Genomic DNA, 25,288 nt, shown 5'->3' with positions numbered 1-25,288 from the left:
TTTTGAAGCTGTTGGGCCGCATGGGCGGGTGCCGCGCCAGGGCGCTTCAGCGCGCGGCCGGGCGCAGCTTGGCCACCTCGGCGTCGCTGGGCTGGAAGTCGGCGCCGTCCATGTAGTGGAAGTCCACCATCACGCCCTTGCCCTTTTGCAGCGCCGTCTTGCCGACGTAGGCGCCCATGGTGGACTGGTGGTCCTGCAGGCGGTAGGTGATCGGGCCCCAGGGCGTGTCCAGCTGCAGGCCGCGGAAGGCGGCGATGAGCTTTTCCGTGTCGGCTGAGCCGGCTTTCTTCAGGCCCGCGGCGACCGACAGGATGGCGTTGTAGCCCACGACCGAGCCGGCGCGCGGGTAGTCCTTGAAGCGCTTCTGGTAGGCGTCCAGGAAGGCCTGGTGCGCGGGCGTCTGGATGGCGTACCAGGGGTAGCCGGTGACGATCCAGCCATTCGGTGTCTCGCCCTTCAGCGTGTCCAGGTACTCGGGCTCGCCCGACAGCAGGCTGACCACGCCGCGCCCCTCGAACAGCCCGCGCGTGTTGCCTTCGCGCACGAACTTGGCCAGATCGGCGGCGAACAGCACGTTGAAGATGGCGTCGGGTTTCGCGTCCTGCAGCGCCTGCACCACGCTGCCCGCGTCCACCTTGCCCAGCGGCGTGGCCTGCTCGGCAACGAACTCCACGTTCGGCTGCGCCGCTTTCAGCAGCTGCTTGAAGGTGGCCACGGCGGACTGGCCGTACTCGTAGTTGGGGTAGACGATGGCCCAGCGCTGCTTGTTCATCTTCACCGCCTCGGGCACCAGCATGGCCACCTGCATCCAGGTGGAGGGGCGCAGGCGGAAGGTGTAGCGGTTGCCGTGCTCCCAGACGATCTTGTCCGTGAGCGGCTCGGCGGCCAGGAAGAAGCGCTTCTTTTGCTGCGCGTAGTCGGTCAGCGCCAGGCCGACGTGCGACAGGAAGCTGCCCATCAGCACGTCGATCTTCTCGCGTGCGAACAGCTCCTCGGCGGCGCGTACGGCGTCGCCGGGGTTGCCGTTGTCGTCGCGGGTGATGAGCTGCAGCTTCCTGCCGTCCACGCCGCCGGCGGCGTTGATCTGCTCCACCGCCAGTTCCATGCCTTTCTTGTAGGGTTCCAGAAAGGCCGGCTGGGCCTTGTAGCTGTTGACCTCGCCCAGCTTGTAAATGCCCTGGGCATGGGCGCTGCCTGCGGCCAGCAGGGACAGGGAGGCGGTGAGCGCCAGCGCGGTGGCGGCAAGCAGGCGAGACGGCATGGGGCGATCCTTTGTCGCAGGTCATTGCAGGGCCGGCCCCCATCGGGCCGGCGCGCAAGTTTGCCCCACAATGCCAGGGTTTGTCCGTAGGGCGAGGGCGCCGGCCTTTGTTTGGCTTATTCGCAGGCTGAATAACAAAGCGGCGACACTCGCGCCAGGGCCCGAGCAGGCCCTGATTTCCACTGCCCTCCCGATCCTCCAGCCATGAGCGCATTCCTCGAAGAACGTGTCCTGTCGGTGCACCACTGGACCGACCGCCTGTTTTCCTTCACCACCACGCGCGACACCGCGCTGCGGTTCTCCAACGGCCACTTCACCATGATCGGCCTGATGGTCAATGGCAAGCCGCTGCTGCGCGCCTACAGCATCGCCAGTGCCAACTACGAGGAGCACCTGGAGTTCCTGTCCATCAAGGTGCCCGACGGCCCGCTGACCTCGCGCCTGCAGAACATCCAGGTGGGCGACACCATCGTCGTCGGCAAGAAGCCCACCGGCACGCTGCTGATCGACTACCTGCTGCCGGCGAAAAGGCTGTACCTGATCTCCACCGGCACCGGCCTGGCGCCGTTCATGAGCACCATCCGCGACCCGGAGACCTACGAGAAATTCGAGGAGGTCATCCTGATCCACGGCGTGCGCGAGGTGGCTGAGCTGGCCTACCACGACTACATCACCCAGGAGCTGCCACAACACGAGTTCCTGGGCGAGATGGTCGCCAAGCAGCTGAAGTACTACCCCACCGTGACGCGCGAGCCCTTCCGCAACCAGGGTCGCACCAACGAGCTGATCGAAAGCGGCAAGCTGTTCACGGACCTGGGCGTGCCGCCGCTGTCGCCGCTGGAAGACCGGGTGATGCTGTGCGGCAGCCCGGAGATGCTGGCCTCGCTCAAGGAGCTGCTGGAAAAGCGCGACTTCGAGGAGGGCAACACCACGCGGCCGGGCGACTTCGTGATCGAGCGGGCGTTCGTCGAAAAATAAAGGACAACCCCTGAGCGGTTGCGCCGCTTCCCCCTTCTCTGGCGCGCGCTGCGCGTGCTGTGAAGGGGGGACGACGCTGGTGGACCGGCGAAGCCGGATCCACGGCGTCTGCTGGCTCAAGATGCGCCGGTCATGGGGGAGCGTGGCTCTTAATTGGGGTCAGAACCCAATTAGGTGGGCTCAACGAGTTGGCGAACCAGCCTCAGGCTGGGCAGGCCGTTCTGGCTGAAGGGGCCAGGCCAGCCGCCCCGAAGCACGCCGGCTTTCCTCTCAATAGCCGCTGTCCACCACCCGCATGGCGGCCGGCGGTGCGCTGGCGCCGCCGGCACTGTCGACGCGGAAACCGTTGGACGTGGCGCGTACCGGCGTGCCTTCGGCCACCGGCTGGGCGCGGGTGAAGGTGCGTACCGAGCCGTCGTGCATGCGCACGCGCATGCGGTAGGTGGTGGTGCTGCGCGCGCGCTGCTCGACCTGGTGGCCGACATAGCCGCCGCCCACGGCGCCGAGCACCGTCGCCACCTTGCGGCCCGAGCCCTTGCCGATCTGGTTGCCCAGCACGCCGCCCAGCAGCCCACCGGCGACCATGCCCACGCCGCTGGCCGGCGCCGGCTGCGAGAGGGCCTGCACCGATTCGACATGGCCGCAGCTGCCGCACACGGCGGGCGCGGCAGCGCGTGACTGTGCGGCAGGCTGCAGATATGCATCGCGCGGCGCCGGCTGCGGGCGTGGAGCGGGTGGTGCCACGGGCGCCAGGGCCAGCTGCGGTGCGGGTGCCTTTGCTCCCGAAACAGGAGCTACAGACCGTTGTTCTGCAAGGGCCTGGGGCGCTTTTTCATTGATGATTTCGGATTCCGGCGTGGACGGCACGGCGGCAACGGTCTGCGACTCGGGCGCCTGGGCCTGCGGCGTGGCCGCCGGGCCGCGCAGCTGCTGCGCCGCCAGCGTGCCGCCCAGTGCCAGCACGCTGATGCCGAGCACGCCGACGGCGGTCCAGAGTTGCTTCACGGTGCGCTGGGGCGGCGTCTCGGCGCCGGAAGGGACGAGCGGATGCATGCGGCTGTGATTCCTGTGGTTGCATGGTTCAGGCGGGCAGCTGGTGCGGCAGGCCCGCAGATGCAGCCAAGGCTATCCCGGCAACCGCTTTACAAGGCGGACCGGGATGTAAGCGGCGTAATCAGCGGTTGAAGGAACAGCGTTCAGCGCGGCTCGTGCCGGGCCATGCGCGCCAGCTGCGCGAAGTCGGGCTGCTGCTCGAAGCTAGCGGCTGGCGCAGCGTCCACCCACGCCTCGTCTGCTGCCGCTGTGTGCGCGTTCCGCTCGCTGGCGGAGTCCTGCCCGCCGTCCTTGCCCAGCGGCCGCGAGGCGCGTGCCTCGGCCGGGCGCGCCTGCTCGTGCAGCGCGCGGGCGCTGCTGGCCGCCAGCAGCAGCACCGCCGACGAGAAGTAGATCCACATCAGCAGCACCACCAGCGAACCCGCCGCGCCATAGGCCGAGACCACCGCCGCCGTGGACAGGTAGAACGCCAACGCCTGCTTGCCGACGGTGAACAGGATGGCGCCGAGAAAGGCGCCCGACACCAGGCATTTCATCGGTGGATGGTGCCCGCCGCCGATGCGCATCAGGCCGACGAACAGCAGCACCGTCACCGCGAACGACACCGTCTCGTTGATCAGGCTCAGCACCACGCCCGAGGAGTCGAACGGCAGCCAGGGGCCGGCCCAGTTGGCCAGCACCTTGATGGCGGTGGACAGCACCAGCGACACCAGCAGCAGGAAGCCGAACGCCAGGATGTAGGCCAGGCCGCGCAGGCGCAGCGACGCCAGGCGCCACCACGCGGCCTTGTCCTGGCCGCCTTCGGTCTGGGTGCCACTGGCCCACAGGCGCTCCAGCGCCGACTGCAGCTCGACGAACACGCCGGTCGCGCCCGATGCCAGCAGCACGAAGGCGACGATGGACGCGACGCGGCCCTGCGCCGGCTCCTGGGCACTTTCCAGGGCGCCGCGCACCACGTCGGCCACGCGCTCGCCCATCACGCCGCGCACTTGGGCGATCAGGTTGCTCTCCAGGTAGGACTTGTCGAACCACCAGCCCAGCACGCCGACCATCAGCAGCAACAGCGGCGCCAGGCTGAGCATGCCGTAGAACGACATCGCTGCGCTCATGCGCAGGCCGTCGGCGTCCGACCACAGGCCCAGCGCCCGGATGAGGGGTTGCACGGGCTTGAGCAGCGGCTGCGCGCGCGCCTTCAGGGTGTCCAGCGTCGAGGAAAAAGCCATGCCGGCGATTGTGCGCAGCAGTTGCAACCAGCGGTGTCAGTGCGGACCGCGTATGCCGGTGGCGGCAGCGCGTACGCGGTCCGGCGCTGCGCGGCGCCCGTACACTCGGCGTCCCCAACGGGCGCGGCCGCATGGCCGGGCCACCGTCGTCGAATACTGTCCGTGCTGTCCCAGTCCTCCACCATGCAAACGCGTTGCGCCCTCGTCGGCATGCCCGGCTCGGGCAAAACCACTGTCGGGCGCCAGCTGGCGCGCCGCCTGCAACTGCCGTTCGTGGACATGGACCAGCGGCTGGAGGAGGTGCTGGGCACCAGCATCCGCCAGTATTTCGAGGAATGCGGCGAAGCGGCCTTTCGCGACCACGAGCAGGCGCTGCTGGCCGAGCTGGCGGCGCAGGACGGGCCGGTGGTGCTGTCCACCGGCGGCGGAGTGGTGCTGCGCGAGGTCAACCGCGCCGCGCTGCGCACGGGCTTCGACACGGTGCTGTACCTGCGCGCCACGCCCGAGGACCTGATGCGCCGCCTGCGCCACGACCAGAACCGGCCCCTGCTGCAGGTCGAGGACCCGCTGGGCCGGCTGCGCGAGCTGTACCGCGTGCGCGACCCGCTGTACCGCGAGGTGGCGCAGCACTGCGTCGAGTCGCCCCGGCCCACGGTGCACGGCCTGGTCAGCATGGCGGCGATGCAGCTGGAGATGACCGCCGCAGCGCGCCGGCGCCGCTAGGGAGGCTCAGCGCGCGCGGCGCCGCGTCACAGCTTGCCGCCGCCGTCGGCCTGCGGCTGCCAGCGCATCAGGCGCCGCTCGATGCGCCCGACCAGCGCGTCCAGCGCCAGCGCGAACGCCGTGAGCACCAGGATGCCGGCCATCACGGTGTTGATGTCGAAGCTGCCCTCGGCCTGCAGGATCAGGTAGCCCACGCCGGCGCTCGAGCCCAGGTACTCGCCCACCACCGCGCCGACGAAGGCCAGGCCGACGCTGGTGTGCAGCGAGCTGAAGACCCAGCTGGTGGCACTCGGCAGGTACACGTGGCGCAGCAACTGGCGCTGGCTGGCGCCCAGCATGCGCGCGTTGGCCAGGATCACCGGGCTGACCTCGCGCACGCCCTGGTAGACGTTGAAGAACACGATGAAGAACACCAGCGTGACGCCCAAGGCGACCTTGGAGCCGATCCCCAGGCCGAACCACACCGCGAAGATCGGCGCCAGGATGATGCGCGGCATGGCGTTCAGCGCCTTGATGTAGGGCTCGAGGATGGCCGAGGCCATCGGCGACAGCGCCAGCCACAGCCCGCCGGCCAGGCCACCCGCGGCGCCGATGGCGAACGCCAGCACCGTCTCGGCCAGGGTGATCCACAGGTGGCGGTAGATGTCGGCATCCGTCACGAACCAGTCCCAGATGCGCGCGAAGATCTTGATCGGCTCGCCGAAGAAGAACGCCGCCTGCTGGTCGTTGTCGAACATGAACGGTGGGATGACGCCGGGCTTGGTCATGGCGTGCCAGAACACGAACAGCAGCACCAGCAGGCCGAGTTGCCACAGCCGCAGCGTGGCGCGGCGCGGTTTGATGAGATTCCACATGGCTGTTCTTCAGGCCTTCTGCAGTTGTTGCTGGTAGCCCTTCAGGACTTCGCCGCGCAGTTCGTCCCAGATGGCGGCGTGCAACTCGAGGAAACGCGGCGTGGTTTTCACCTCGGCCACGTCGCGCGGGCGCTCGATGTCGATGGTGAACTCGCCGATCGGCCGCGAGGCCGGGCCGGCGCTCAAGACCACCACCCGGTCGCTCATGGCGATGGCTTCATCCAGGTCGTGGGTGATGAACAGCACCGCCTTTTTCTTGCCCTGCCACAGCGCCAGCACCTCGTTTTCCATCAGCTGGCGCGTCTGGATGTCCAGAGCCGAGAACGGCTCGTCCATCAGGATGATGTCCGGGTCCAGCACCAGGGTCTGGGCCAGGCTGGCGCGCTTTCGCATGCCGCCGCTCATCTGGTGCGGGTAGCGGTCGCCGAAGGCGCCCAGGCCCACGCGGCGCAGCCAGTCCCCGGCCTGTGCGCGCGCGTCGCTTTCGGCCACGCCGCGAAACTGCAGCCCGGCCATGACGTTGGCCAGCGCCGTGCGCCAGGGCATCAGGCTCTCGGCCTGGAACATGTAGCCGGCACGCCGGTTCAGGCCCTGCAGCGCCTCGCCGAAGATGCGCACGCTGCCCTCGGAAGGCTCCAGCAGCCCGGCGGCGACGTTCAGCAGCGTGCTCTTGCCGCAGCCCGTGGGCCCGACGACGCTGACGAACTCGCCCGCACCGACGGTGAGGTCCACCTGGCTGACCGCCGTGTAGCGCTGCGCCGGGTTGTGCTTGTCCACGAAGGTGCAGGCAACGCCCTGCAGTTCGATCGCGGGCGCGGTCACGGGAGTCTCCGCACGTGCCGGCTCTCGGAATCACGCATCGTCATCCGCTCAACCTTTCGGGTACTTGGCGTTGGCCTTCTTGACGAACTCGTTGGTGTAGATCGCGTTCAGGTCCACCTTGTTTGCTTCCAGCTTGGGATCGATGCTGGCCAGCGCGCGCAGCGCCGTCTGCGGGCCCTTGGCCGGGAAGCTGCCGTCGGGCGACATGGCCTGTTTGGCGGCCATGAAGCCGTCGATGTAGACCGCGCGGTCGCCCAGCAGGTAGCTCTCGGGCACGACCTTGATGACGTCGCCGCCGCCGGCCTGCTGGATCCACTTGTCGGCACGCACGATGGCGTTGGCCAGGGCCTGCGCGGTGTTCGGGTGCTTGTCCAGGAAGGGCTGCGGCGCGTACAGGCAGCCGGCGGGCATGGGGCCGCCGAAGACGCGCTCGGCTTCGTCCAGCTTGCGCGTGTCGGAGATGATCTTCAGGTCGCCCGAGCGCAGCAGCAGCGTGATGACCGGGTCCAGGTTCGAGATGGCGTCGATCTGCCCGGCGCGCATCGCCGCCACGGCGCCGTTGCCCGCGCCGACGCCGACGAAGCTCACGTCGCTGGGTTTCAGCCCCGCCTTGGCCAGCACGTAGTTGGCGACGACGTTGGTCGAGCTGCCCGGCGCCGTCACGCCGATCTTCTTGCCCTTCAGGTCGGCCACGCTCTTGTAGTTGGGCATGGTCTTGGGGTTGACGCCCAGCACCACCTGCGGCGCCGCGCCCTGCAGCACGAAGGCGCGCATCGGCTGGCCCTTGAGCTGCATGTTGATGGTGTGCTCGAACGCGCCGGAGACCACGTCGGCGCTGCCGCCCACCACCGCCTGCAGCGCGCGCGAGCCGCCGGCGAAGTCGACGATGGACACGTCCAGCCCCTCGTCCTTGAAGTAGCCCTGCTGCTCGGCGATGGTCAGGGGCAGGTAATAAAACAGGTTCTTGCCGCCGACGGCGATGGTGACTTTGGTTTTTTCCAGTGCCTGGGCGAAGCTGAAGCCGGGCAGCGCGGCCGCGGCCAGGCCGCCGGCGATGAGGTGGCGTCGTTGCATGGTGTTGTCTCCTGTGGGCGAAAAGCGCATATCGCTCCCGCTGCCGCCGTACGGTGGGCGGAAAGCTGCGGACCATGATAGCGACGCCATCGCGGCACGGCAGTTGTGGAGGGTGCGTAGAGGACCCATGCCCGGCGGCGCACCAGGCGGGCACACCGCCCGCCTCGAGCGCACTCAGTTGCGCAGGCGCGTGCCGATCTGCAGCTGCCAGCGCACCTGGCAGCCCTCGCATGACGCCACCCAGCCGTCGGCAGGGTCGGGATGGCTGCGCAGCACCTGGCCGCAGTCGGGACAGGGCACGCGGCGCACCTGCCCGTACAGGTGCAGCAGCAGCGCCAGCATCCAGGCGCCGAAGGCCAGCGCCGCTGCCCAGCCTGCCACCTCCCAGCGCGTGTGCAGCAGCAGCCCCAGGGCCAGCGCGAACAGCGCCAGCGCCACCAGCCAGCCATGCAGGAACTGGCGCTGGACCGTGGCGGCCAGGGTCGGATGAAGGCGAGTGCGCAAAGTCCTCTGTGATCAAGGGGGCAGGACCCGCCCGCCTTGTGCGACGGGCGGGGAGGGATTTCCCATAAAAACCGATGCTAGCCCTGGTGTATCAAGCGCAGGCAGCTATTCTTTCAATAGCAACAGCACTGCCTGCCGTGGCGGCTCACATCCCCAGGTTCGGCGCCAGCCGCCGGCGCAGCTCGTCCAGGTCCATGCCCCGGCGCTGCGCCATGTCCTGCACCTGGTCGTCGCCGATCGGGCCGACGTTGAAATACGTCGCCTGCGGGTGCGCCAGGTAGTAGCCGCTGACGCTGGAGGCCGGATACATAGCGAAGCTGTCCGTGAGCGACATGCCGATCTCGTCGGCCTGCAGCGTGCGGAACAGCTCGACCTTGACCGTATGGTCGGGGCAGGCCGGATAGCCCGGCGCGGGGCGGATGCCCTGGTATTGCTCCTTGATGAGCTCGGCGTTGCCCAAAGTCTCGTCCGCCGCGTAGCCCCACAGGTCGCGGCGCACGCGCTCGTGCAGGCACTCGGCGAAGCCTTCGGCCAGGCGGTCGGCCAGGGCCTTGAACAGGATGCACGAGTAGTCGTCCAGCGCGTCCAGGAACTCCTTTTCCTTCTTCTCGGCGCCGATGCCGGCCGTCACCGCGAACAGGCCGGCGTAGTCGCGCACGCCGCTGTCCAGCGGCGCGACGAAGTCCGCCAGGCAGCGGCTGGGGCGCAGCTTGCCTTCGGCATCGACCTGCTTTTCCGCCTGCTGACGCAGGCCGTGCCAAGTGGTCAGCACCTGGCTGCGCGACTCGTCGGTGTAGAACACGATGTCGTCGCCCACGCGCGCCGCGGGCCACAGGCCCATCACGCCGTTGGCCGTCAGCCAGCGGCCCTCAATGATCTTTTTCAGCATCGCCTGGCCGTCGGCGAAGACCTTGCGCGCCTCCTCGCCGACCACCTCGTCGTCGAGGATGGCGGGGAACGGCCCGGCCAGGTCCCAGGTCTGGAAGAACGGGCCCCAGTCCAGGTATCTGGCGATCTCGGCCAGGTCGAAATTCCTGAATACACGCCGGCCCAGGGCGCGGGGCACGGTGGGCGCGTATTGGTCGAAATCCACCGCCGCGGCGTTGGCGCGCGCGCGGGCGATGGGCCACAGCGGCACCTTCTTCTTCTTGGCGTGCAGCTCGCGCACATGGTCGTAGTCGGCCTGCACCTCGGCCAAGTAGCTGTCCTTGCCTTCGCCCAGCAGGCTCTGCGCCACGCTCACGCTGCGCGAGGCATCGGGCACGTACACCACCGGGCCGTCGTACTGCGGCGCGATCTTCACGGCGGTGTGCACGCGCGAGCAGGTGGCGCCGCCGATCAGGAGCGGGATCTTCTTGATGCGGAAGTAGTCGTCCTTGCTCATCTCGCCGGCGACGTACTGCATCTCCTCCAGGCTCGGGGTGATCAGGCCGGACAGGCCGATGATGTCGGCGCCTTCCGCCTTGGCGCGCGCCAATATTTCATGGCAGGGCACCATCACGCCCATGTTGATGACCTCGAAGTTGTTGCACTGCAGGACCACCGTGACGATGTTCTTGCCGATGTCGTGCACGTCGCCCTTCACCGTGGCGATGATGATCTTGCCCTTGCTGGAGACGTCCACGCCGGCGGCCTCCTGCTGACGCTTTTCCTCCTCGATGTAGGGAATCAGGTGCGCCACCGCCTGCTTCATCACGCGGGCGGACTTGACCACCTGCGGCAGGAACATCTTGCCCGCGCCGAACAGGTCGCCGACGACGTTCATGCCGGCCATCAAAGGGCCCTCGATGACGTGCAGCGGGCGGCCGCTCTTGGCCACGACGATGTCCTGGTAGGCCTCCTCCGTGTCCTCGACGATGAAGTCGGTGATGCCGTGCACCAGCGCGTGCGACAGGCGCTCGCCCACCGTTTTCGGGTGCTCGGGCGTGCCGCGCCACTCCAGCTTCTTGCTGTCGTCCTTGGCCGCGCCCTTGGCGGCCTCGGCAATCTCCAGCAGCCGCTCGGCCGCGTCCGGGCGGCGGTTCAGCACCACGTCCTCGACGCGCTCGCGCAGCTCGGGGTCGAGGTCGTCGTACACGCCGACCATGCCGGCGTTGACGATGCCCATGTCCATGCCGGCGGCAATCGCGTGGTACAGGAACACGGTGTGAATCGCCTCGCGCACCGGGTCGTTGCCGCGGAAGGAAAACGACACGTTGGACACGCCGCCGCTGACCTTGGCGCCGGGCAGGTAGGCCTTGATCCAGCGCACCGCCTCGATGAACTCGACCGCGTAGTTGGCGTGCTCCTCGATGCCAGTGGCCACGGCGAAGATGTTCGGGTCGAAGATGATGTCCTCGGGCGGAAAGCCGACCTCGTCGACCAGCACGCGGTAGGCGCGCTCGCAGATCTCGATCTTGCGCTGGTAGGTGTCGGCCTGGCCTTGCTCGTCGAAGGCCATCACCACGGCGGCGGCGCCATAGCGGCGGATCAGGCGCGCCTGGCGCTTGAACTCGTCGAGCCCTTCTTTCATGCTGATCGAGTTGACGATGCCCTTGCCCTGCAGGCAGCGCAGGCCGGCCTCGATCACCTCCCACTTGGACGAGTCCACCATCACCGGCACGCGGGCGATGTCGGGCTCGGACGCGATCAGGTTCAGAAAGCGCACCATCGCGGCCTTGCTGTCCAGCATGGCCTCGTCCATGTTCACGTCGATGACCTGCGCGCCGTTGTCCACCTGCTGGCGCGCCACCGACAGCGCCTGCTCGTACTGCTCGCCCAGGATCATGCGGGCGAAGGCCTTGGAGCCGGTGACGTTGGTGCGCTCGCCGACGTTGACGAACAGGGAGCCCGGGCCGATGGAGACGGGCTCCAGGCCGGAGAGCTTCATGGGAGGAGGGGGCGCGATAGGCGCGGCGGCAGTGGTCATCAGGCTCACCTGTGCGGTCGATTCGTGGGGGAACAGGCGAGCGTCGTTGCGCGAAAAACGGCAGTCTCCGCCAAGCCTGACGGCCTGATCCGCGTGGTCGAAGGCGGCCGCTGCAACGCTCCTTGGCGGGGCGAAGGCGGGGATTTTAGGAAACGCGGGGCGGCGCCCGGGTGGTGGGGGCTTGTGGCGAGTGCCGGGCAGCATGGCGCTGGCGGGCCTCGGGGCCTGCAGCAGGCGGTGGCCACCGGGCGGCCCGCATGGCGGCGCTGCCGGTATAACCTGCACCTGCATTGCAGGCGCAATCCTGTCCTGCAAGCCGCCATCATCCAAGGAGAACCCGGTGCCCCCCTTCGCCTATCGCCGCTCAGCCGCCCTGCTGGCACTGGCCGCGCTGCTCACCGCCTGCGGCGGCGGCAGCGACGATGACGACGACGTCGGCCCCGCCACCCCGCCCGGCGTGCGCCCCGTGGCCGGCGCCGAGGGCCGCTGGGACGGGAGAACCTCCACCGGTTATGACGTGCTGCTGACCATTTTGGACACGGGCGAGACCTGGGGGCTGTACCACACCGGGCCCATCATCCACGGCGCTTTCCACGGCACCAGCGGCTCGTCCGACGGGCAGTTGCGCGGCTCGGCCGCGATGGTGGACTACGACAAGGGCGGACAGGTGCATTCGTCGCTCTACGGCGGCAGCTACGTGCCCCAGCGCCAGTTGCAGGCGGGGTTCGTATTCGATGTCTTCAACGGCAGCTACGTGGCGGCGTACGAGCGCGCGGTGACCACTGCCGCGCTGGCAGGCAGCTATACCGGTTACGCCGGCGGCTGGCCGCACCCGCTGACGCTGACCATCACGCCCGACGGCGGCCTGGGGCTGACGCCGGCCTCCACCGACTGCCTGGTGCGCGGCTCGATCGGCCCGCGGCCCGGCGGGCGTGCGGTGTACGACATGCGCGCGTCATTCACCGGCCCGAACTGCCCGCTGCCGCACGGCGCCTCCGTGGCCGGCATCGCGGTGCTGGACGGCCCGCGCCTGACCATCACCAGCGTGGCGCCGTCGCTGGTGGATTTCTTCGCCTTCCAGGGCCATCGCTGAAGACCGTCGTGCCCAGCACCACTGCCAGCAGCAACAAGGGCCCGAAAAACGCCTGCGTGCCAGGGGCTGCGCCGTTGGCGGGGTTGGACTTCCGCGCGCCGGCGCATGCGCTGGCCCCGCTGCTGATCGGTGTCACGCTGCTGGTCGATGGCGTGGGCGGGCGCATAGTCGAAACCGAGGCCTATGGCGATGCCGACCCAGCCTCGCACAGCTTTCGCGGGCGCACGCCGCGCAACGCCGCCATGTTCGGCCCACCAGGGCGCGCCTATGTGTACCGCTCGTACGGCGTGCACTGGTGCCTGAACCTGGTCTGCGGCGCCGAGGGCGAGGGCACGGCGGTGCTGATCCGGGCGCTGGAGCCGACGCACGGGCTGGAGGCGATGTGCGCGCGGCGCGGGCTGCAGGACGAGCGGCTGCTGTGCGCCGGGCCAGGGCGGCTGGCGCAGGCGCTGGGCATCGACGGCGGCTTCGACCAGCTGCCGCTGGACGCGCCGCCGTTCGCCCTGCTGGCGCCGCCGGCGGATGCGCCGGCGCCGCAGGTGGTGTCCGGTCCGCGCATCGGCATCACCCGCGCGGCGGACGTGCCCTGGCGTTTCGGCGAGGCCGGCTCGCGCTTTTTGAGCCGGCCAATGCGCGGGACCGGGTGAGCGGGCGGGCATCTGCTGCTCCCTCGGTCCCCGCCAGGGGGAGAGGGCGGGGGGAGGGGCAGATGCGCCAGCCCGTGCACGCAGCGCCGGAATCAGCCCTGCGGCGATACAGCCGGCAGCGGTTGCGCCGACGCCGGCAGGCCAAAAACCCGGTCAAAGCCCCAGTTGAAAACGTAGGTGTAGACCAGGAAGAACACCAGCAGCCCGGCCTCCATCAGCGTGGCCTGCCACAGGCCGACGTCGAACCACCAAGCCATCAGTGGGATCAGCATTAGCGCCAGCCCGCCCTCGAAGCCCACCGCATGCACCACGCGGCGCAGCACCGAGCGGCCCTTGACCGACTGGCGCGCCTCCCAGCGCTCGAACAGGTGGTTGAAGGTGACATTCCAGCCAATCGCCAGCGTCGAGGCCACCACCGACATCACGCCCGAGGCCCCCACCTCCTGCCCGATGGCCATGAACAGCAGCGTCGAGGCGGCCACCGCGATCAGCTCGTACAGCGCGACGAACACCAGGCGCCGGCGCGGGCCCTGCAGGCCGGGCGTGGCGGGGTTGGAAGGGTTCTTCTGGGATTGACTGGCAGGCATAGGGCCAGTATAGGCAGCGCGGCTTGCCGCGGTGTTTTATAAGGAAAATACGGCTCGGGCCCATATTCCATAACGGCATTTAGCTATTGTTTTAATAGTAACCTAGGTCAATCACATGACGTCCGTGCCGGTGCCGCGCGGCAGGGCGGCGGCGGTTTTTCCGGCGGCTTCGGCGCCACCGGCCAGGGCAGATCTGCAGCCCGGCATGGCCCTGTTGCCCGCAAGGTCCATGCCGCGCCTGCATCTCAGCCAAAGACTGCGGCGTTGGACAGCGCCGCAGGCCGGGCATAGAGTAGCCGGCTTTCACGCCCGCCCCGTCTGCCGGGGCCAGCACAAGGACCATTACATGCCCTCCAAGCCGCCCATCGCCAGCCACTCGCACGCGCTGCCCTCTTACCTCGACCCGCAGCACCTGGGCCCCTGGGGCATCTACCTGCAGCAGGTCGACCGCGTCACGCCCTACCTGGGCAGCCTGGCGCGCTGGGTGGAGACGCTCAAGCGCCCCAAGCGCGCGCTGATCGTCGACGTGCCGATCGAGATGGATGACGGCACGATTGCCCACTTCGAGGGCTATCGCGTGCAGCACAACACCAGCCGCGGCCCGGGCAAGGGCGGCGTGCGCTTCCACCAGGACGTGACGCTGTCGGAAGTGATGGCGCTGTCGGCCTGGATGAGCATCAAGAACGCGGCGGTGAACGTGCCCTACGGCGGCGCCAAGGGCGGCATCCGCGTCGACCCGAAGAAGCTCTCGCGCTCCGAGTTGGAGCGCCTGACGCGCCGCTACACCAGCGAGATCGGCATCATCATCGGCCCCACGAAGGACATCCCGGCGCCCGACGTGAACACCAACGGCCAGGTCATGGCCTGGATGATGGACACGTATTCGATGAACGTCGGCGAGACTTCCACCGGCGTGGTCACCGGCAAGCCGGTGGACCTCGGCGGCTCGCTCGGGCGCATCGAAGCCACCGGCCGCGGCGTGTTCACCGTGGGCGTGGAAGCGGCCAAGCACACCGGCATGCCCATCGAGGGCGCGCGCGTGGCAGTGCAAGGTTTTGGCAACGTCGGCGGCACGGCCGGGCGGCTGTTCGCGGAGGCCGGCGCCAAGGTGGTGGCGGTGCAAGACCATACCGGCAGCATCCACAACGACGCCGGCCTGGACGTGCCGGCGCTGCTGGCGCACGTGCAGGAGACCGGCGGCGTGGCGGGCTTTGCCGGCGCCGACCAGATGCAGGACGCCGAGTTCTGGAGCGTGCCGTGCGACATCCTGATCCCGGCGGCGCTGGAGGGCCAGATCACCGCCGAGAACGCGGGCCGCATCCAGGCCAAGCTGGTCATCGAAGGCGCCAACGGCCCGACCACGCCCGAGGCCGACGACATCCTGCATGACAACGGCGTGCTAGTGCTGCCCGACGTGATCTCCAACGCCGGCGGCGTCACGGTGAGCTACTTCGAGTGGGTGCAGGACTTCACCAGCTTCTTCTGGACCGAGGACGAGATCAACGACCGCCTGGTGCGCATCATGCAGAACGCCTTCGCCGGCATCTGGCAGGTGGCGCAGGACAACGGCGTCAGCTTGCGCACCGCCACCTTCATCGTGGCCTGCAAGCGCATCCTGCACGCGCGCGAGATGCGCGGCCTGTACCCCTGAGCGGCGACGCGCCGGCCCGCCCCCCTGTCCAGCGCGCCGGCCTTCAGCCGTAGGTCAGGAACTGCGCCCGCAGCAGTTCGGTGAGCGTGTCCACGCGCTCCGACGGGGCGTACTGCGGCGGCAGGGCCAGTACCGCCTCGACCGAGCATTCGGGCTGCAGCGGCAGGATTTTCAGGTCCTGGTCGAAGACCGCCGCCATGTAGGGATTGACCACGCCCACGCCCAGGCCCTGCGCCGCCAGGCGGCAGATGGTGGAGGAGTAGTTGGTCTCGATGGTGGCGCCCGGCGTCACGCCGAAGGCCAGCATCTTCTGCTGCAGCTGCATGAAGATGCTGTCGCTGGCGTTCAGGGTCAGGAGCAGCTGGTCCTGCAGGTCCCGCACATGCAGCTGGGCGCGGCTGGCCAGCGGGTGGTCCGGGTGCATCACGCACACCCCCTGGCCGCGGTGCAGGACGGTGGCGTCCAGCGCTTCCGAGGCCAGCACCATGGTGCTGAGCACCAGGTCGAACTTGCCGTGCAGCACCCCGTCGCGCAGCTCGTTGGCGCCCAGTGTCTGGATGCTGAGGTGCGCGCCGGGGTAGCGCTGCAGGTACCGGCCCATGACCGGCGGGATCACGCTCAGCGCCAGCGCCGGGGTGCAGCCGATGCGCAGCGACCCCGCGCCCGACTGCCGCAGCACCGCCAGTTCGCGCTCGATGCGCTCGCGCCCGACGAAGTGCTGCTGCACGGTCGCGTACAGCTCCATGGCCTCGCGCGTGGGGCGCAGCCGGCCCTTGTGCATCTCGAACAGCTTCACGCCCGCGGCCGCCTGCAGCTGCGCCAGCAGCCGGCTGATGGAGGGCTGGGTGGTGTGCATCAACTGCGCGGCCGCCGTCGTGGTGCCGGTCTGGATGACGGCCTGGAAGGCCTCGATTTCCCGGGTTTGCAGGGGGCGGACCATGGAAGGAACCTCAAGAAGTCTGCGGATCGGGGCTCCCCGGACGAGGCCGGGCGCATCGCCCGTCGGTCACCTTGAGGAGGACCTATGTATATCCAAAATGAATAGTCACTGCCGTCAATAGTATTGGATTGCATGCCCCATGGCGGCCTACAGTGTCCCTGGCAATGGCTATTTCGGGAGCGGCGCGCTTGCGCACCGCGTCACCCCTGTCAGTTCGTAGGGCACTTCCATGACTGGACCGATCATCAATTCCCCCTGTCCCATCCGCCGCCTCGGCAGCGACGCGGGCCACCATTTCTTCGGCTACTACAACAAGACCGTCTGGGACCGCACCGGCCGGTACGTGCTGGCCAACCGCGTGCCCATGGCCGATGCCCCCCTGACGCCCGAGCTGGAAGCGGAAGTGGGTTTCTTTGATCTGGCGGAGCAGGATCGCTTCCACCGCGCCGGCACCACCCGCGCCTGGAACTGGCAGATGGGTTGCCAGCTGCAGTGGCTCGACGGCCTGGCCGGCCGGCAGCTGGTGTACAACTGCCGCGCCGACAACCCCGATGCGGTCTACCCGGGCTATGCGTCCGTGGTGCACGACGCGGACAGCGGCGCGCAGCGCATGCTGCCCCTGCCCGTGTACTCGGTGGCGCCGGACAGCAGTTTCGCCCTGTGCGTGAACTACAGCCGCCTGTACATCACCCACGAGACCATCGGCTACGCCTGGACACAGGCCCCCGAGGCCATGCCCAACGCGCCGGCCGACGACGGCATCCACTGCATGGACATCGCCACCGGCCAGTCGCGCCTGGCGATCAGCTACGCGGACCTGCGCGACTTCCACCCGGTGGCGTCGATGGACAAGGCGATCCACTGGGTCAGCCACATCGAGATCAGCCCCGACTCGTCGCGCTTCCTGTTCCTGCACCGCTGGACCGAGCGGGTCAAGGACGAGACCTGCTTCCTGCACCGCCTGATCACCGCCAACCCCGACGGCAGCGACATGCGCCTGCTGGAGGACTCGGACCACCCGCTGCCGCAGCTGGCCGACGACTTCGACCCCAGCGCCGTCGGCACCTACGACTACGAAAAGTCCGAGTACCAGATCTCGCACCCGCTGTGGTGCGCGGACGGGCGCATCATCGTCTGGGGCCCGCATGCGGGCAGCATCCACTACCACCGCTACACCGACGCGCCCGGTGCGCCGGTCGAAGTCATCGGCCGCGGCATCCTGACCGAGAACGGCCACATGTCGTTTTCCCCGGTGGACGCGCGCTGGCTGCTGAGCGACACCTACCCGGACCCGGACACGCACGAGCGCATCCTGTTCCTCTACGACACGCGCGACAACGTGCGCCACGACATCGGCAGCTTCTACGCGGATCCGAACCTGAAGAAGGAAAACCGCTGCGACCTGCACCCGCGCTGGAGCCGCGACGGCCAGTCGGTGTGCATCGACTCGGTGCACGAGCACGAGCGGCAGATGTACGTGCTCGACGTGTCCGGCATCGTGGGCGCCTGACCATCGGAGACCCGCCCCGCCTTCCGCTGCCGGCACGCCTGCACGGAAGGGTTTTCTTCAACGCCACGCCCATCCTCGAGGAGACAACCATGAGCATCCGCACCACTTTCCTGGCCCGCCTGAGCGCCATCGCCCTGTGCTGCGCGGCAGCCCTGCCCGCGGCCCACGCCGAGGGCGACTTCCCCAGCAAGCCCATCATCGCCACCGTGCCGTTTTCCCCGGGCGGGGGCAACGACATCCTGCTGCGTCTGTTGTCCAAGCACGCTGCCCCGGTGCTGGGGCAGAACCTGATCGTGGAGAACAAGCCGGGCGCGGGCGGGCAGATCGGCTGGACGGCCATCGCCAAGTCGCGCGCCGACGGCTACAGCATCGGCGCCACCAGCCTGCCCTCCATGGTCATCCTCAAGGCGCTGCGGCCCGCCACGCCGTACGCCCTGGACGACTTCCACTACGTGTGCAACATCCAGTCGGACCCGGTGGTGTGGGTGGTGCGCGCCGACAGCCCGCTCAAGACCGCCAAGGACCTGGCCGCGCAGGCCATGGACGCGAAGAAGAAGGTCAACGTCGCCGGTGACGGTCCGCAGAGCAACGTGCAGCTGCAGCACCTGGCCGCCGCCAAGGCGCTGGGCCTGCAGACCAACTTCATCTCCTTCAACGGCTCCGGCCCGGCGATCACGGCGCTGCTGGGCGGACAGGTAGACGTCGCGGCCTCCACGCTGAGCGCTGCCATGGCCAACATCGAGGCCGGCAAGCTGCGCGCGCTGGTGGTCTTCAGCGATACACCGGCCGCGCTGCTGCCGGACGTGCCCATCGCCTCCAAGGTGTTCGACAAGCCCATCGCCCCGGTGGGCATGGCGGTGCGCGGCCTGGCGGCGCCCAAGGACGTTCCCGCCGACCGCCTGGCCAAGCTGGAGGACGCCTGCAAGAAGATCGTCACCGCCCCGGCATTCGTCGCAGAAGCCAAGGACCTGGGCATCGCCGTCCAGTACATGGGCATGGCCGACGCCGAGGCGCTGGTCAAGACATCCACCCAGGAAGTCGAGTCCCTGAAGGACCTGTTGAAGAAGTGATGCGGCTTGGGCGCCGTGCCGGATCTGGGGCCTGCCCGGCCTGGCACGACACCCGGGCCGTGCAGGAACGCACGCCATGACACTCCATTCCCAGAAGCGGGATCGCGCCCTTGCCGTGATCCTGGTGCTGCTTTCGGCGGCACTGCTCGCGCAGTCCTTCCAGTACCCGGCGGAATCGTCGCAATTTCCGCGGTTCCTGATGGGCGTGCAGCTGCTGTTCTCGCTGGTGTTCCTGGTGCAGCAGTGGCGCCTGCCCCTGGAGGCCGCGCCGCACGGCCAACCGGGCGTGCTGACCTCGCTGGTGCCGGCGCTGAAAGTGTTCCTGGTGACGTCGCTGTACATCCTGGCGATCGACTACCTGGGCTACTTCGTGGCCACCGCCGCCTTCCTGCTGGGCAGCATGGCGCTGTTCGGCGCCCGGCGCCTGCCCGTCATGCTGCTGGTGACGGCCTGCTTCGTGGCGCTGACATACGCGCTGTTCGTGGCGTTCATGGGCGTGCGCCTGCCCCAGGGCCTGCTCTTTTGACCCCCCGCCACCCGCACTAGAGGCTCCGACCCACCATGGACACGATCTTCAATGGCATCGCCCTGGGCGCCGCCCAGATGCTGGACCCCATCGCCCTGCTGCTGATCGCCTTCGGCACGGTCTTCGGCATCGTCATCGGCTCGCTGCCCGGGCTGACCAGCACCATGGGCGTGGCCCTGCTGGTGCCCGTCACCTTCACCATGTCGCCGGTGCAGGGCCTGGCGCTGCTGGGCGCGGTGTACTGCTCCTCCACCTACGCCGGCGCGATCAGCGCCATCTTGCTGAACATCCCGGGCACGCCGTCCAACTGCAGCACCGTGCTGGACGGCTACCCGATGACGCGCCAGGGCCGCGCGGGCGAGGCCATCGCGCTGGCCACCGCGGGCTCGGCCATCGGCGGCTTCGTCAGCAACGGCGCGCTGTTGTTCCTGGCGCCGCCGCTGGCCGCGCTGGCACTGCGCTTCGGCTCGCAGGAATACTTCCTGCTGGCGCTGTTCGGCGTGTCGGTGATCGCCTCGCTGTCCGAGCGCAACATCCTGAAGGGCTTCATCTCGGGCACGCTGGGCCTGTTCCTGGCCATCATCGGCATGCACCCGCTCACCGGCGACATCCGCTTCACGATGGACATTCCCGAGCTGTTCAACGGCCTGCCCATGGTGGTCGCGCTGATCGGCCTGTATTCGCTGCCGGAGATCATCGACAACCTGTCCCAGCCCGCCAACATGGCCCAGGCCAGCGTGGCCGAGGTGCGCGGCGGCTTCCGGCAGATGCTGGAGATCTTCAAGTACAAGATGCTGCTGCTGCGCGCCACGCTGATCGGCATCGTCGTCGGCGTGGTGCCGGGCGCGGGCTCGAGCATCGCGGGTTTTCTGGCCTACGACGACGCCAAGCGCGTCTCCAAGTCGCCCGAGACCTTCGGCAGTGGCAACCCCGAGGGCGTGGTGTCTTCGGAGACGGCCAACAACGCCGTGGTCGGCGGCTCGCTGGTGCCGGCGCTGACGCTGGGCATCCCCGGCAACGCGGTGTCGGCGGTGATGCTGGGTGGGCTGATGATCCACGGCCTCAAGCCCGGCCCGGGGCTGTTCACCGACAGCGGCGGCATCACCTACGGCTTCATCCTGAGCATGTTCCTGGCCAACCTGTTCTTCATCCCGGTGGGGCTGATGGTGGCGCGCTTCGGTGTGAGCTTCATCAAGACGCCGGCCAGCATCCTGGGACCGCTGGTGATCGGGCTGGGCGTGATCGGCGCCTATGCCATCAACATGTCGCTGGTGGACGTCTGGATCATGATGGCCATGGGTCTGCTGGGCTATGCCATGAAGCGCTTCGACGTGCCGCGTGAGCCGTTGGTGCTGGGCCTGGTGCTGGGCAGCATGGCCGAGGGCGAACTGGCCCGCTCCATGGCTCTGGTGCAGGACAGCATTCCCACCCTGATCGGCAGCTTTTTCACCCGCCCGCTGTCGCTGCTCATCATGGCCTTGACCGCGCTGTCGATCCTGCAGGCGGTGCGCGCCTACCGCCGCCGCGTGCAGGCGTCGGCGCGCCCGTGAGCGCGGCGCCGGCCGACGCCGGCGCCAGCCACGAGAAACGGCCCGCACGGGCCGTTTTTTTCGGGTGCCGCATGGGGCGGCTCGCGTTCAGGCGCCGATGACGCCCTGGTCCCGCAGCGCCTGCAGCTGCGCGGCGTCCAGCCCCAGCCGCTCGCGCAGCACCTCGTCGGTGTGCTGGCCCAGCGCCGGCGGCGCGTGGCGCAGCGTCGGCGGCGTGTCCGACAGGCGCAGCGGGCTAGCGGTGCTGGCCACGCGGTTGACGCGCTGGCCCTCGGGCGGCTGGGCGCCGGGCCAGCGCTCCTGCTCCACGCGCAGGCCGCGCGCGCGCACCTGGGCATCGTCGAAGGCCTGGCCGATGTCGTTGATGGGGCCGCAGGGCACGGCCTTGTCCTCCAGTAGCGTGATCCAGTCGGCGGTGGCGCGGGTGCGCGTCAGCGCGCTCATCATCGGGATCAGCTCGGCGCGGTGCACCACACGCCCGGCGTTGGTGGTGAAGCGCGCGTCGCGCGCCCAGTCCACGCCGGCGGCGTCGCAAAAGCGCGCGAACTGCCCATCGTTGCCGATGGCCAGCAGCATGTAGCCGTCCTGCGTCGGGAAGTCCTGGTAGGGCACGACGCTGGGGTGCGTGTTGCCCTGGCGCTGCGGAACATTGCCGGCGTTCAGGAAGCCCGCGCCCTGGTTGGCCAGGATGGCCATGGCCACGTCCAGCAGCGCCATGTCGATATGCTGGCCGCGGCCGGTGCGGTGGCGCGCCTCCAGCGCCGCCAGGATGGCGCTGGTGGCATACAGGCCGGTGAACAGGTCGATCACCGCCACGCCCACGCGCAGCGGGCCGGCGCCGGGCGCGCCGTCGGGCTGGCCGGTGATGCTCATCAGCCCGCTCATGGCCTGGATCAGCAGGTCGTAGCCGGCGCGCGGCGCGTACGGCCCGGTCTGGCCGAAGCCGGTGACCGAGCAGTACACCAGGCGCGGGTTCAGCGCCGACAGCGAGGCGTAGTCCAGCCCGTAGCGCGCCAGGCCGCCGGTCTTGAAGTTCTCCACCACCACGTCGCTGTCGCGCGCCAGCGCGCGGATCAGCTGCTGGCCCTCGGGCGTGGCCATGTCCACCGTGACCGAGCGCTTGTTGCGGTTGCAGGCGGCGAAGTAGCAGGCCTCGCGCGTCGGCTGGCCGTCCTCGCCGGGCATGAAGGGCGGGCCCCAGTGGCGCGTGTCGTCGCCCTCGCCGGGCTTTTCGATCTTGATGACATCGGCGCCCAGGTCGGCCAGGTTCTGCGTGCTCCAGGGGCCTGCCAGCACGCGCGACAGGTCGAGCACGCGCAGATGGCTCAGGGCGCCGGCGGCGGGGGCAGCGGATGGGGGAGTGGGGGTCGGGTCGTCGTTCATGGCGGCAGCAAAGTGGGTCCGGGACGCCGCGCGAACGGCGGCCGCCGCATGGTACGCGGGTGGGCGGCGCCGGCCTTCGCTTTTGTGAAAGCGCGCGTTCGGCAGCAGGACGCGGGCGGCGCGCCTTCCTACAATCGCCGGCCATGCCCATGCACTTCGATCTCGTGGATCTGCGCCTGATGGTGCACATTGCCGACGCCAACAGCATGACGCGCGGCGCCGAGCTCTCGCACATCTCGCTGCCTGCGGCCAGCACGCGCATCAAGAACCTGGAGGAGAGCCTGGGCACCAAGCTGCTGTACCGCACCAGCCAGGGCGTGACGCTGACGCCGCCGGGCCAGTCCTTCGTCGGGCACGCACGCATGGTGCTGTCGCAGATCGAGCACCTGCGCGGCGACATGCAGGAGTACGTGCGCGGCATCAAGGGCCATGTGCGGGTGTTCGCCAACACCACCTCGCTGGGCGAGTTCCTGCCGCCGGTGCTGCGCCGCTACCTGCGGCGCAACCCGGACGTGAACGTGGACCTGCGCGAGCGCCTGTCGCACGACATCGTGCGCGCGGTGACCGAGGGTCAGGCCGACATCGGCATCGTCGCCGGCCTGGTGCGCACCGAGAGTCTGGAGACGCTGCCCTACCGGCGCGACCGGCTGGTGCTGGTGGTGCCGCGCGGCCATGCGCTGGACGGGCAGATGCAGATCGCCTTCGCCGACACGCTGGAGCTGGACCATGTCGGACTGCACGAGTCCAGCGCCATCCATGCCTTCCTGCGCCAGGCCAGCGACCAGCTGCACCGGCCCATCAAGCAGCGCATCCAGGTCGGCAACTTCGAGACCGCCTGCCGCATGATCGAGTCCGGCGTGGGCGTGGGCGTGCTGCCCGAGTCCGCCGCCAGCCGCCACGCCCAGGGCCTGCAGATCGCCATCGTGCCGCTGGCCGACGCCTGGTCGGTGCGCGAGATGCAGATCTGCATGCGCAGCCTGCAGGCGCTGCCGGCCTTCGCCCAGGAGCTGGTGCAGCTGCTGGAGGCCGACGCCCAGGGGCGGCTGCCGCCGGAGTGACACGGGTGCCGGCGCTAGGCGAATTGGGTGTCAAACCCGGCCCTGGCCCTTGATTTGCAAGGGCTGACAGCTCACTTTTTCATATGAAGGTGCTGCTCGCTGGACAGGCGGGTGCCCGCCCTGCGCGGGGGGGTGGTCGGTGCGGGCCAGCGCGCCTGCGAGAGCCCCGCCGCGATTCACAGGTTCTCGTCACGCAGGTAGTACCAGTGGTAGAGGCAGCGCTGTCCAAATCGACGAAATGGAGCAAACGCGCGCGAGCGCACCAGGTTGAGGACGTTCGGGTATTCCAGCTCGCTGTTGTAGATCGGCAGGTCGAACGACGGCAGGTGCTTGCCGGCGATGCGCTGCGCCATGCGTCGCCCCGCATGCGCGGAAAACGATACGCCGTTGCCGCCGTAGCCGACCGCGTAGAACACGCTTTGGTCGGGGCTGGGCTGTACCACCCGGGGCATCATGTCGTGGCTCACGTCCACCCAGCCCCACCATGAGTAGTCGATCTGGATGCCCTTGAGCGCCGGGAACTTGCGGTGCAAGCCATCCACCAGCTTGGCCATATGCACCGGGTTGGGGGCGTCGGCGCCAGTGATGGAGCTGCGGCTGCCGATCTGCACCCGGTTGTCGGGCAGCTTGCGGTAGTAAAAGCGCAGGGTGCGGGTGTCGGTGATGACTTCGTTGGTTTTGAAATTGGTGGCGGCCAACTCCTGCTCGGTCAGTGGGCGCGTGACCAGCGAGTTGGAGAGGATCGGCATGATCTTCGAGTCCAGGCTGCGGTGCATGCCGTTGCTGGTGTAGCCCCCGGTGGCGAAGCCCACCGCGCGGGCCTTGACGGTGCCGCCCGGGGTTTGCAGGTAGTGGACACCGTCGCGGGTGGTCATGCCGATGACGGGGCTGGCAGGGTGAACCTTCACGCCGAGCTCGCGCGCCTTGCGCAAGTAGGCAAAGGCCAGCTTCAAGGGGTGCACGCCGATGCCGTCGGGTTCGTGCAGCGCGCCGAAGCTCTCGGCGTCGTTCACGTACTCATGCTGCACTTCCTGCGGGCTGAGCATGCGGGTGTCATAGCCGAAGACATCGCGCATCACCTTGGCCTCGTTGCGCAGGAAGGCCATTTTCTTTTCGCGGTGAGCGATGTAGAGATGGCCCCCGGGCTGCGGCTCGCATTCGGGGAATTCGGCCACCAGGCTTTTGAACGTGTCGAAACCTTCACGAATCTCGGCGTCCAGCCGAAGCGCGGTTTCCTTGCCCCAGCGCTCGATCCATTGCGAGCGGTACAGGCGGCCGCTGGCGTTCTGGCCCTGGCCGCCATTGCGGCTGGTGCAGCCCCACACCAGCTGGTTGGCCTCCAGCACGGTCGCCCGGATGCCATGTTCGCGCGCCAGGAAAAGGGCCGTGGCCAGGCCGGTGAAGCCGGAACCCACGATCACCACGTCGGCATCGACATCGCGGTTGATGGGTCCATCGTCGGCCGGCGGCTCCCCGGCGGTGCCTACCCAGTAGGTCGGCGCGTAGTCGGTGCCATGCCCCGGATGGCGCGAGGCCAGCGGGTCGTACTGGGGGTCATAGGGGGTGAGCAGACTGACGCGGTGCCGTTCGTTCGCCTTCATGGGTGTCTCCGGGTTTTCTGGGTGCTGGGCATGGGCTTTGGTGCGGCTTGCCACCAAACGAGGGCGAGGTTATCGAGGCCCATCGGATACCCGTTAGCGCCAAGGAAAACCTTTTGATAAGTCCAAGGCAGTGCCCCGCAGGACTGGACCTATCGAATGCCGTGATGTGGTGCTACGGCTGGCCAGAACACGTTACTAACATCCGTTCGTCATCCCCGCATAGGTCCGTAACACGGCCATTCAGTCGCTTCATCGGACTGGTAGACAGAACC

Annotated in this window: 22 protein-coding genes and 1 riboswitch; of the genes, 10 read left to right on the top strand and 12 right to left on the bottom strand. The window is 68.7% G+C overall.

The window, feature by feature from the left end:
* Positions 1-46: 46 nt before the first annotated feature.
* On the bottom strand, positions 47-1,261 hold the full coding sequence (locus BLQ61_RS04080; RefSeq protein WP_091566964.1) for an ABC transporter substrate-binding protein: 1,215 nt from the start codon (positions 1,259-1,261) through the stop codon (positions 47-49).
* A 204-nt stretch (positions 1,262-1,465) separates the two neighbouring features.
* Here BLQ61_RS04080 and BLQ61_RS04075 point away from each other — a divergent pair, with 204 nt between their 5' ends.
* Positions 1,466-2,239: a ferredoxin--NADP reductase gene (locus BLQ61_RS04075; RefSeq protein ID WP_091566962.1), complete on the top strand. Its 774-nt coding sequence runs from the start codon at positions 1,466-1,468 to the stop codon at positions 2,237-2,239.
* Positions 2,240-2,509: 270 nt separating this feature from the next.
* Here the strand turns inward: BLQ61_RS04075 and BLQ61_RS04070 are convergent, their stop codons facing one another.
* A complete protein-coding gene (locus BLQ61_RS04070) occupies positions 2,510-3,292 on the bottom strand; it encodes an outer membrane lipoprotein (RefSeq protein WP_091566960.1) in 783 nt (260 codons plus the stop codon).
* 143 nt (positions 3,293-3,435) lie between these two features.
* Positions 3,436-4,515, bottom strand: coding sequence for a YihY/virulence factor BrkB family protein (locus tag BLQ61_RS04065; protein ID WP_091566957.1), 1,080 nt, complete (start codon positions 4,513-4,515; stop codon positions 3,436-3,438).
* Positions 4,516-4,698: 183 nt separating this feature from the next.
* On the opposite strand from BLQ61_RS04065, the gene BLQ61_RS04060 reads away from it, so the two are divergent.
* The gene (locus BLQ61_RS04060) at positions 4,699-5,238 is read left to right on the top strand and encodes a shikimate kinase (RefSeq protein WP_091566955.1); all 540 of its coding nucleotides are present in this window, start codon (positions 4,699-4,701) and stop codon (positions 5,236-5,238) included.
* A gap of 26 nt (positions 5,239-5,264) precedes the next feature.
* On the opposite strand, the gene BLQ61_RS04055 is transcribed toward BLQ61_RS04060, so the two are convergent.
* The 5 genes from BLQ61_RS04055 to metH form a co-directional block, all read right to left on the bottom strand.
* Complete coding sequence (locus BLQ61_RS04055) at positions 5,265-6,092, bottom strand: ABC transporter permease (RefSeq protein ID WP_091566953.1); 828 nt, start codon at positions 6,090-6,092, stop codon at positions 5,265-5,267.
* A gap of 9 nt (positions 6,093-6,101) precedes the next feature.
* Entirely contained in the window at positions 6,102-6,914 is an 813-nt protein-coding gene (locus BLQ61_RS04050) for an ABC transporter ATP-binding protein (protein ID WP_091566951.1), read from the bottom strand.
* Between the two features lie 48 nt (positions 6,915-6,962).
* A complete protein-coding gene (locus BLQ61_RS04045; protein WP_091567499.1) occupies positions 6,963-7,988 on the bottom strand; it encodes an ABC transporter substrate-binding protein in 1,026 nt (341 codons plus the stop codon).
* Positions 7,989-8,162: 174 nt separating this feature from the next.
* A complete protein-coding gene (locus tag BLQ61_RS04040) occupies positions 8,163-8,492 on the bottom strand; it encodes a hypothetical protein (protein ID WP_091566949.1) in 330 nt (109 codons plus the stop codon).
* Positions 8,493-8,637: 145 nt separating this feature from the next.
* Positions 8,638-11,361 carry a methionine synthase gene (gene metH / locus BLQ61_RS04035; RefSeq protein WP_091566947.1) on the bottom strand — a complete coding sequence of 908 codons (2,724 nt, stop codon included), beginning with the start codon at positions 11,359-11,361 and terminating at the stop codon, positions 8,638-8,640.
* A 70-nt stretch (positions 11,362-11,431) separates the two neighbouring features.
* Positions 11,432-11,530, bottom strand: a riboswitch (S-adenosyl-L-homocysteine riboswitch).
* A gap of 210 nt (positions 11,531-11,740) precedes the next feature.
* On the opposite strand from metH, the gene BLQ61_RS04030 reads away from it, so the two are divergent.
* Together BLQ61_RS04030 and BLQ61_RS04025 are read left to right on the top strand one after the other, a co-directional pair.
* Complete coding sequence (locus BLQ61_RS04030; protein ID WP_091566945.1) at positions 11,741-12,493, top strand: hypothetical protein; 753 nt, start codon at positions 11,741-11,743, stop codon at positions 12,491-12,493.
* Between the two features lie 56 nt (positions 12,494-12,549).
* Positions 12,550-13,140: a DNA-3-methyladenine glycosylase gene (locus BLQ61_RS04025; RefSeq protein ID WP_217629375.1), complete on the top strand. Its 591-nt coding sequence runs from the start codon at positions 12,550-12,552 to the stop codon at positions 13,138-13,140.
* Between the two features lie 92 nt (positions 13,141-13,232).
* Here the strand turns inward: BLQ61_RS04025 and BLQ61_RS04020 are convergent, their stop codons facing one another.
* Entirely contained in the window at positions 13,233-13,727 is a 495-nt protein-coding gene (locus tag BLQ61_RS04020; protein WP_091566943.1) for a PACE efflux transporter, read from the bottom strand.
* 346 nt (positions 13,728-14,073) lie between these two features.
* On the opposite strand from BLQ61_RS04020, the gene BLQ61_RS04015 reads away from it, so the two are divergent.
* Positions 14,074-15,378, top strand: coding sequence for a Glu/Leu/Phe/Val family dehydrogenase (locus BLQ61_RS04015; RefSeq protein ID WP_091566941.1), 1,305 nt, complete (start codon positions 14,074-14,076; stop codon positions 15,376-15,378).
* Between the two features lie 43 nt (positions 15,379-15,421).
* On the opposite strand, the gene BLQ61_RS04010 is transcribed toward BLQ61_RS04015, so the two are convergent.
* Positions 15,422-16,318, bottom strand: a complete 897-nt coding sequence (locus tag BLQ61_RS04010; protein WP_091566939.1) for a LysR family transcriptional regulator — start codon at positions 16,316-16,318, stop codon at positions 15,422-15,424.
* A 229-nt stretch (positions 16,319-16,547) separates the two neighbouring features.
* Here BLQ61_RS04010 and BLQ61_RS04005 point away from each other — a divergent pair, with 229 nt between their 5' ends.
* From BLQ61_RS04005 to BLQ61_RS03990, 4 genes are all read left to right on the top strand, one after another.
* Positions 16,548-17,828 carry a hypothetical protein gene (locus BLQ61_RS04005; RefSeq protein ID WP_091566937.1) on the top strand — a complete coding sequence of 427 codons (1,281 nt, stop codon included), beginning with the start codon at positions 16,548-16,550 and terminating at the stop codon, positions 17,826-17,828.
* Positions 17,829-17,917: 89 nt separating this feature from the next.
* Positions 17,918-18,898 (top strand): tripartite tricarboxylate transporter substrate binding protein, encoded by a 981-nt coding sequence (locus tag BLQ61_RS04000; protein ID WP_091566935.1) that lies wholly within the window; start codon positions 17,918-17,920, stop codon positions 18,896-18,898.
* 76 nt (positions 18,899-18,974) lie between these two features.
* A complete protein-coding gene (locus BLQ61_RS03995) occupies positions 18,975-19,424 on the top strand; it encodes a tripartite tricarboxylate transporter TctB family protein (RefSeq protein WP_091566933.1) in 450 nt (149 codons plus the stop codon).
* Positions 19,425-19,459: 35 nt separating this feature from the next.
* Entirely contained in the window at positions 19,460-20,974 is a 1,515-nt protein-coding gene (locus tag BLQ61_RS03990; RefSeq protein ID WP_091566929.1) for a tripartite tricarboxylate transporter permease, read from the top strand.
* An 87-nt stretch (positions 20,975-21,061) separates the two neighbouring features.
* Here the strand turns inward: BLQ61_RS03990 and BLQ61_RS03985 are convergent, their stop codons facing one another.
* A complete protein-coding gene (locus tag BLQ61_RS03985) occupies positions 21,062-22,357 on the bottom strand; it encodes a CaiB/BaiF CoA transferase family protein (RefSeq protein ID WP_091566927.1) in 1,296 nt (431 codons plus the stop codon).
* Positions 22,358-22,500: 143 nt separating this feature from the next.
* On the opposite strand from BLQ61_RS03985, the gene BLQ61_RS03980 reads away from it, so the two are divergent.
* On the top strand, positions 22,501-23,415 hold the full coding sequence (locus BLQ61_RS03980) for a LysR family transcriptional regulator (protein ID WP_091566925.1): 915 nt from the start codon (positions 22,501-22,503) through the stop codon (positions 23,413-23,415).
* Positions 23,416-23,591: 176 nt separating this feature from the next.
* On the opposite strand, the gene BLQ61_RS03975 is transcribed toward BLQ61_RS03980, so the two are convergent.
* Positions 23,592-25,016 (bottom strand): NAD(P)/FAD-dependent oxidoreductase, encoded by a 1,425-nt coding sequence (locus BLQ61_RS03975; protein ID WP_091566923.1) that lies wholly within the window; start codon positions 25,014-25,016, stop codon positions 23,592-23,594.
* Positions 25,017-25,288 lie beyond the last annotated feature (272 nt).

The organism is Oryzisolibacter propanilivorax (assembly GCF_900103645.1).
GTDB classification, from domain to species: domain Bacteria; phylum Pseudomonadota; class Gammaproteobacteria; order Burkholderiales; family Burkholderiaceae_C; genus Melaminivora; species Melaminivora propanilivorax.
The sequence above is the reverse complement of the archived record's forward strand: the minus strand, read 5'-3'. Positions and strand labels throughout refer to the sequence as shown.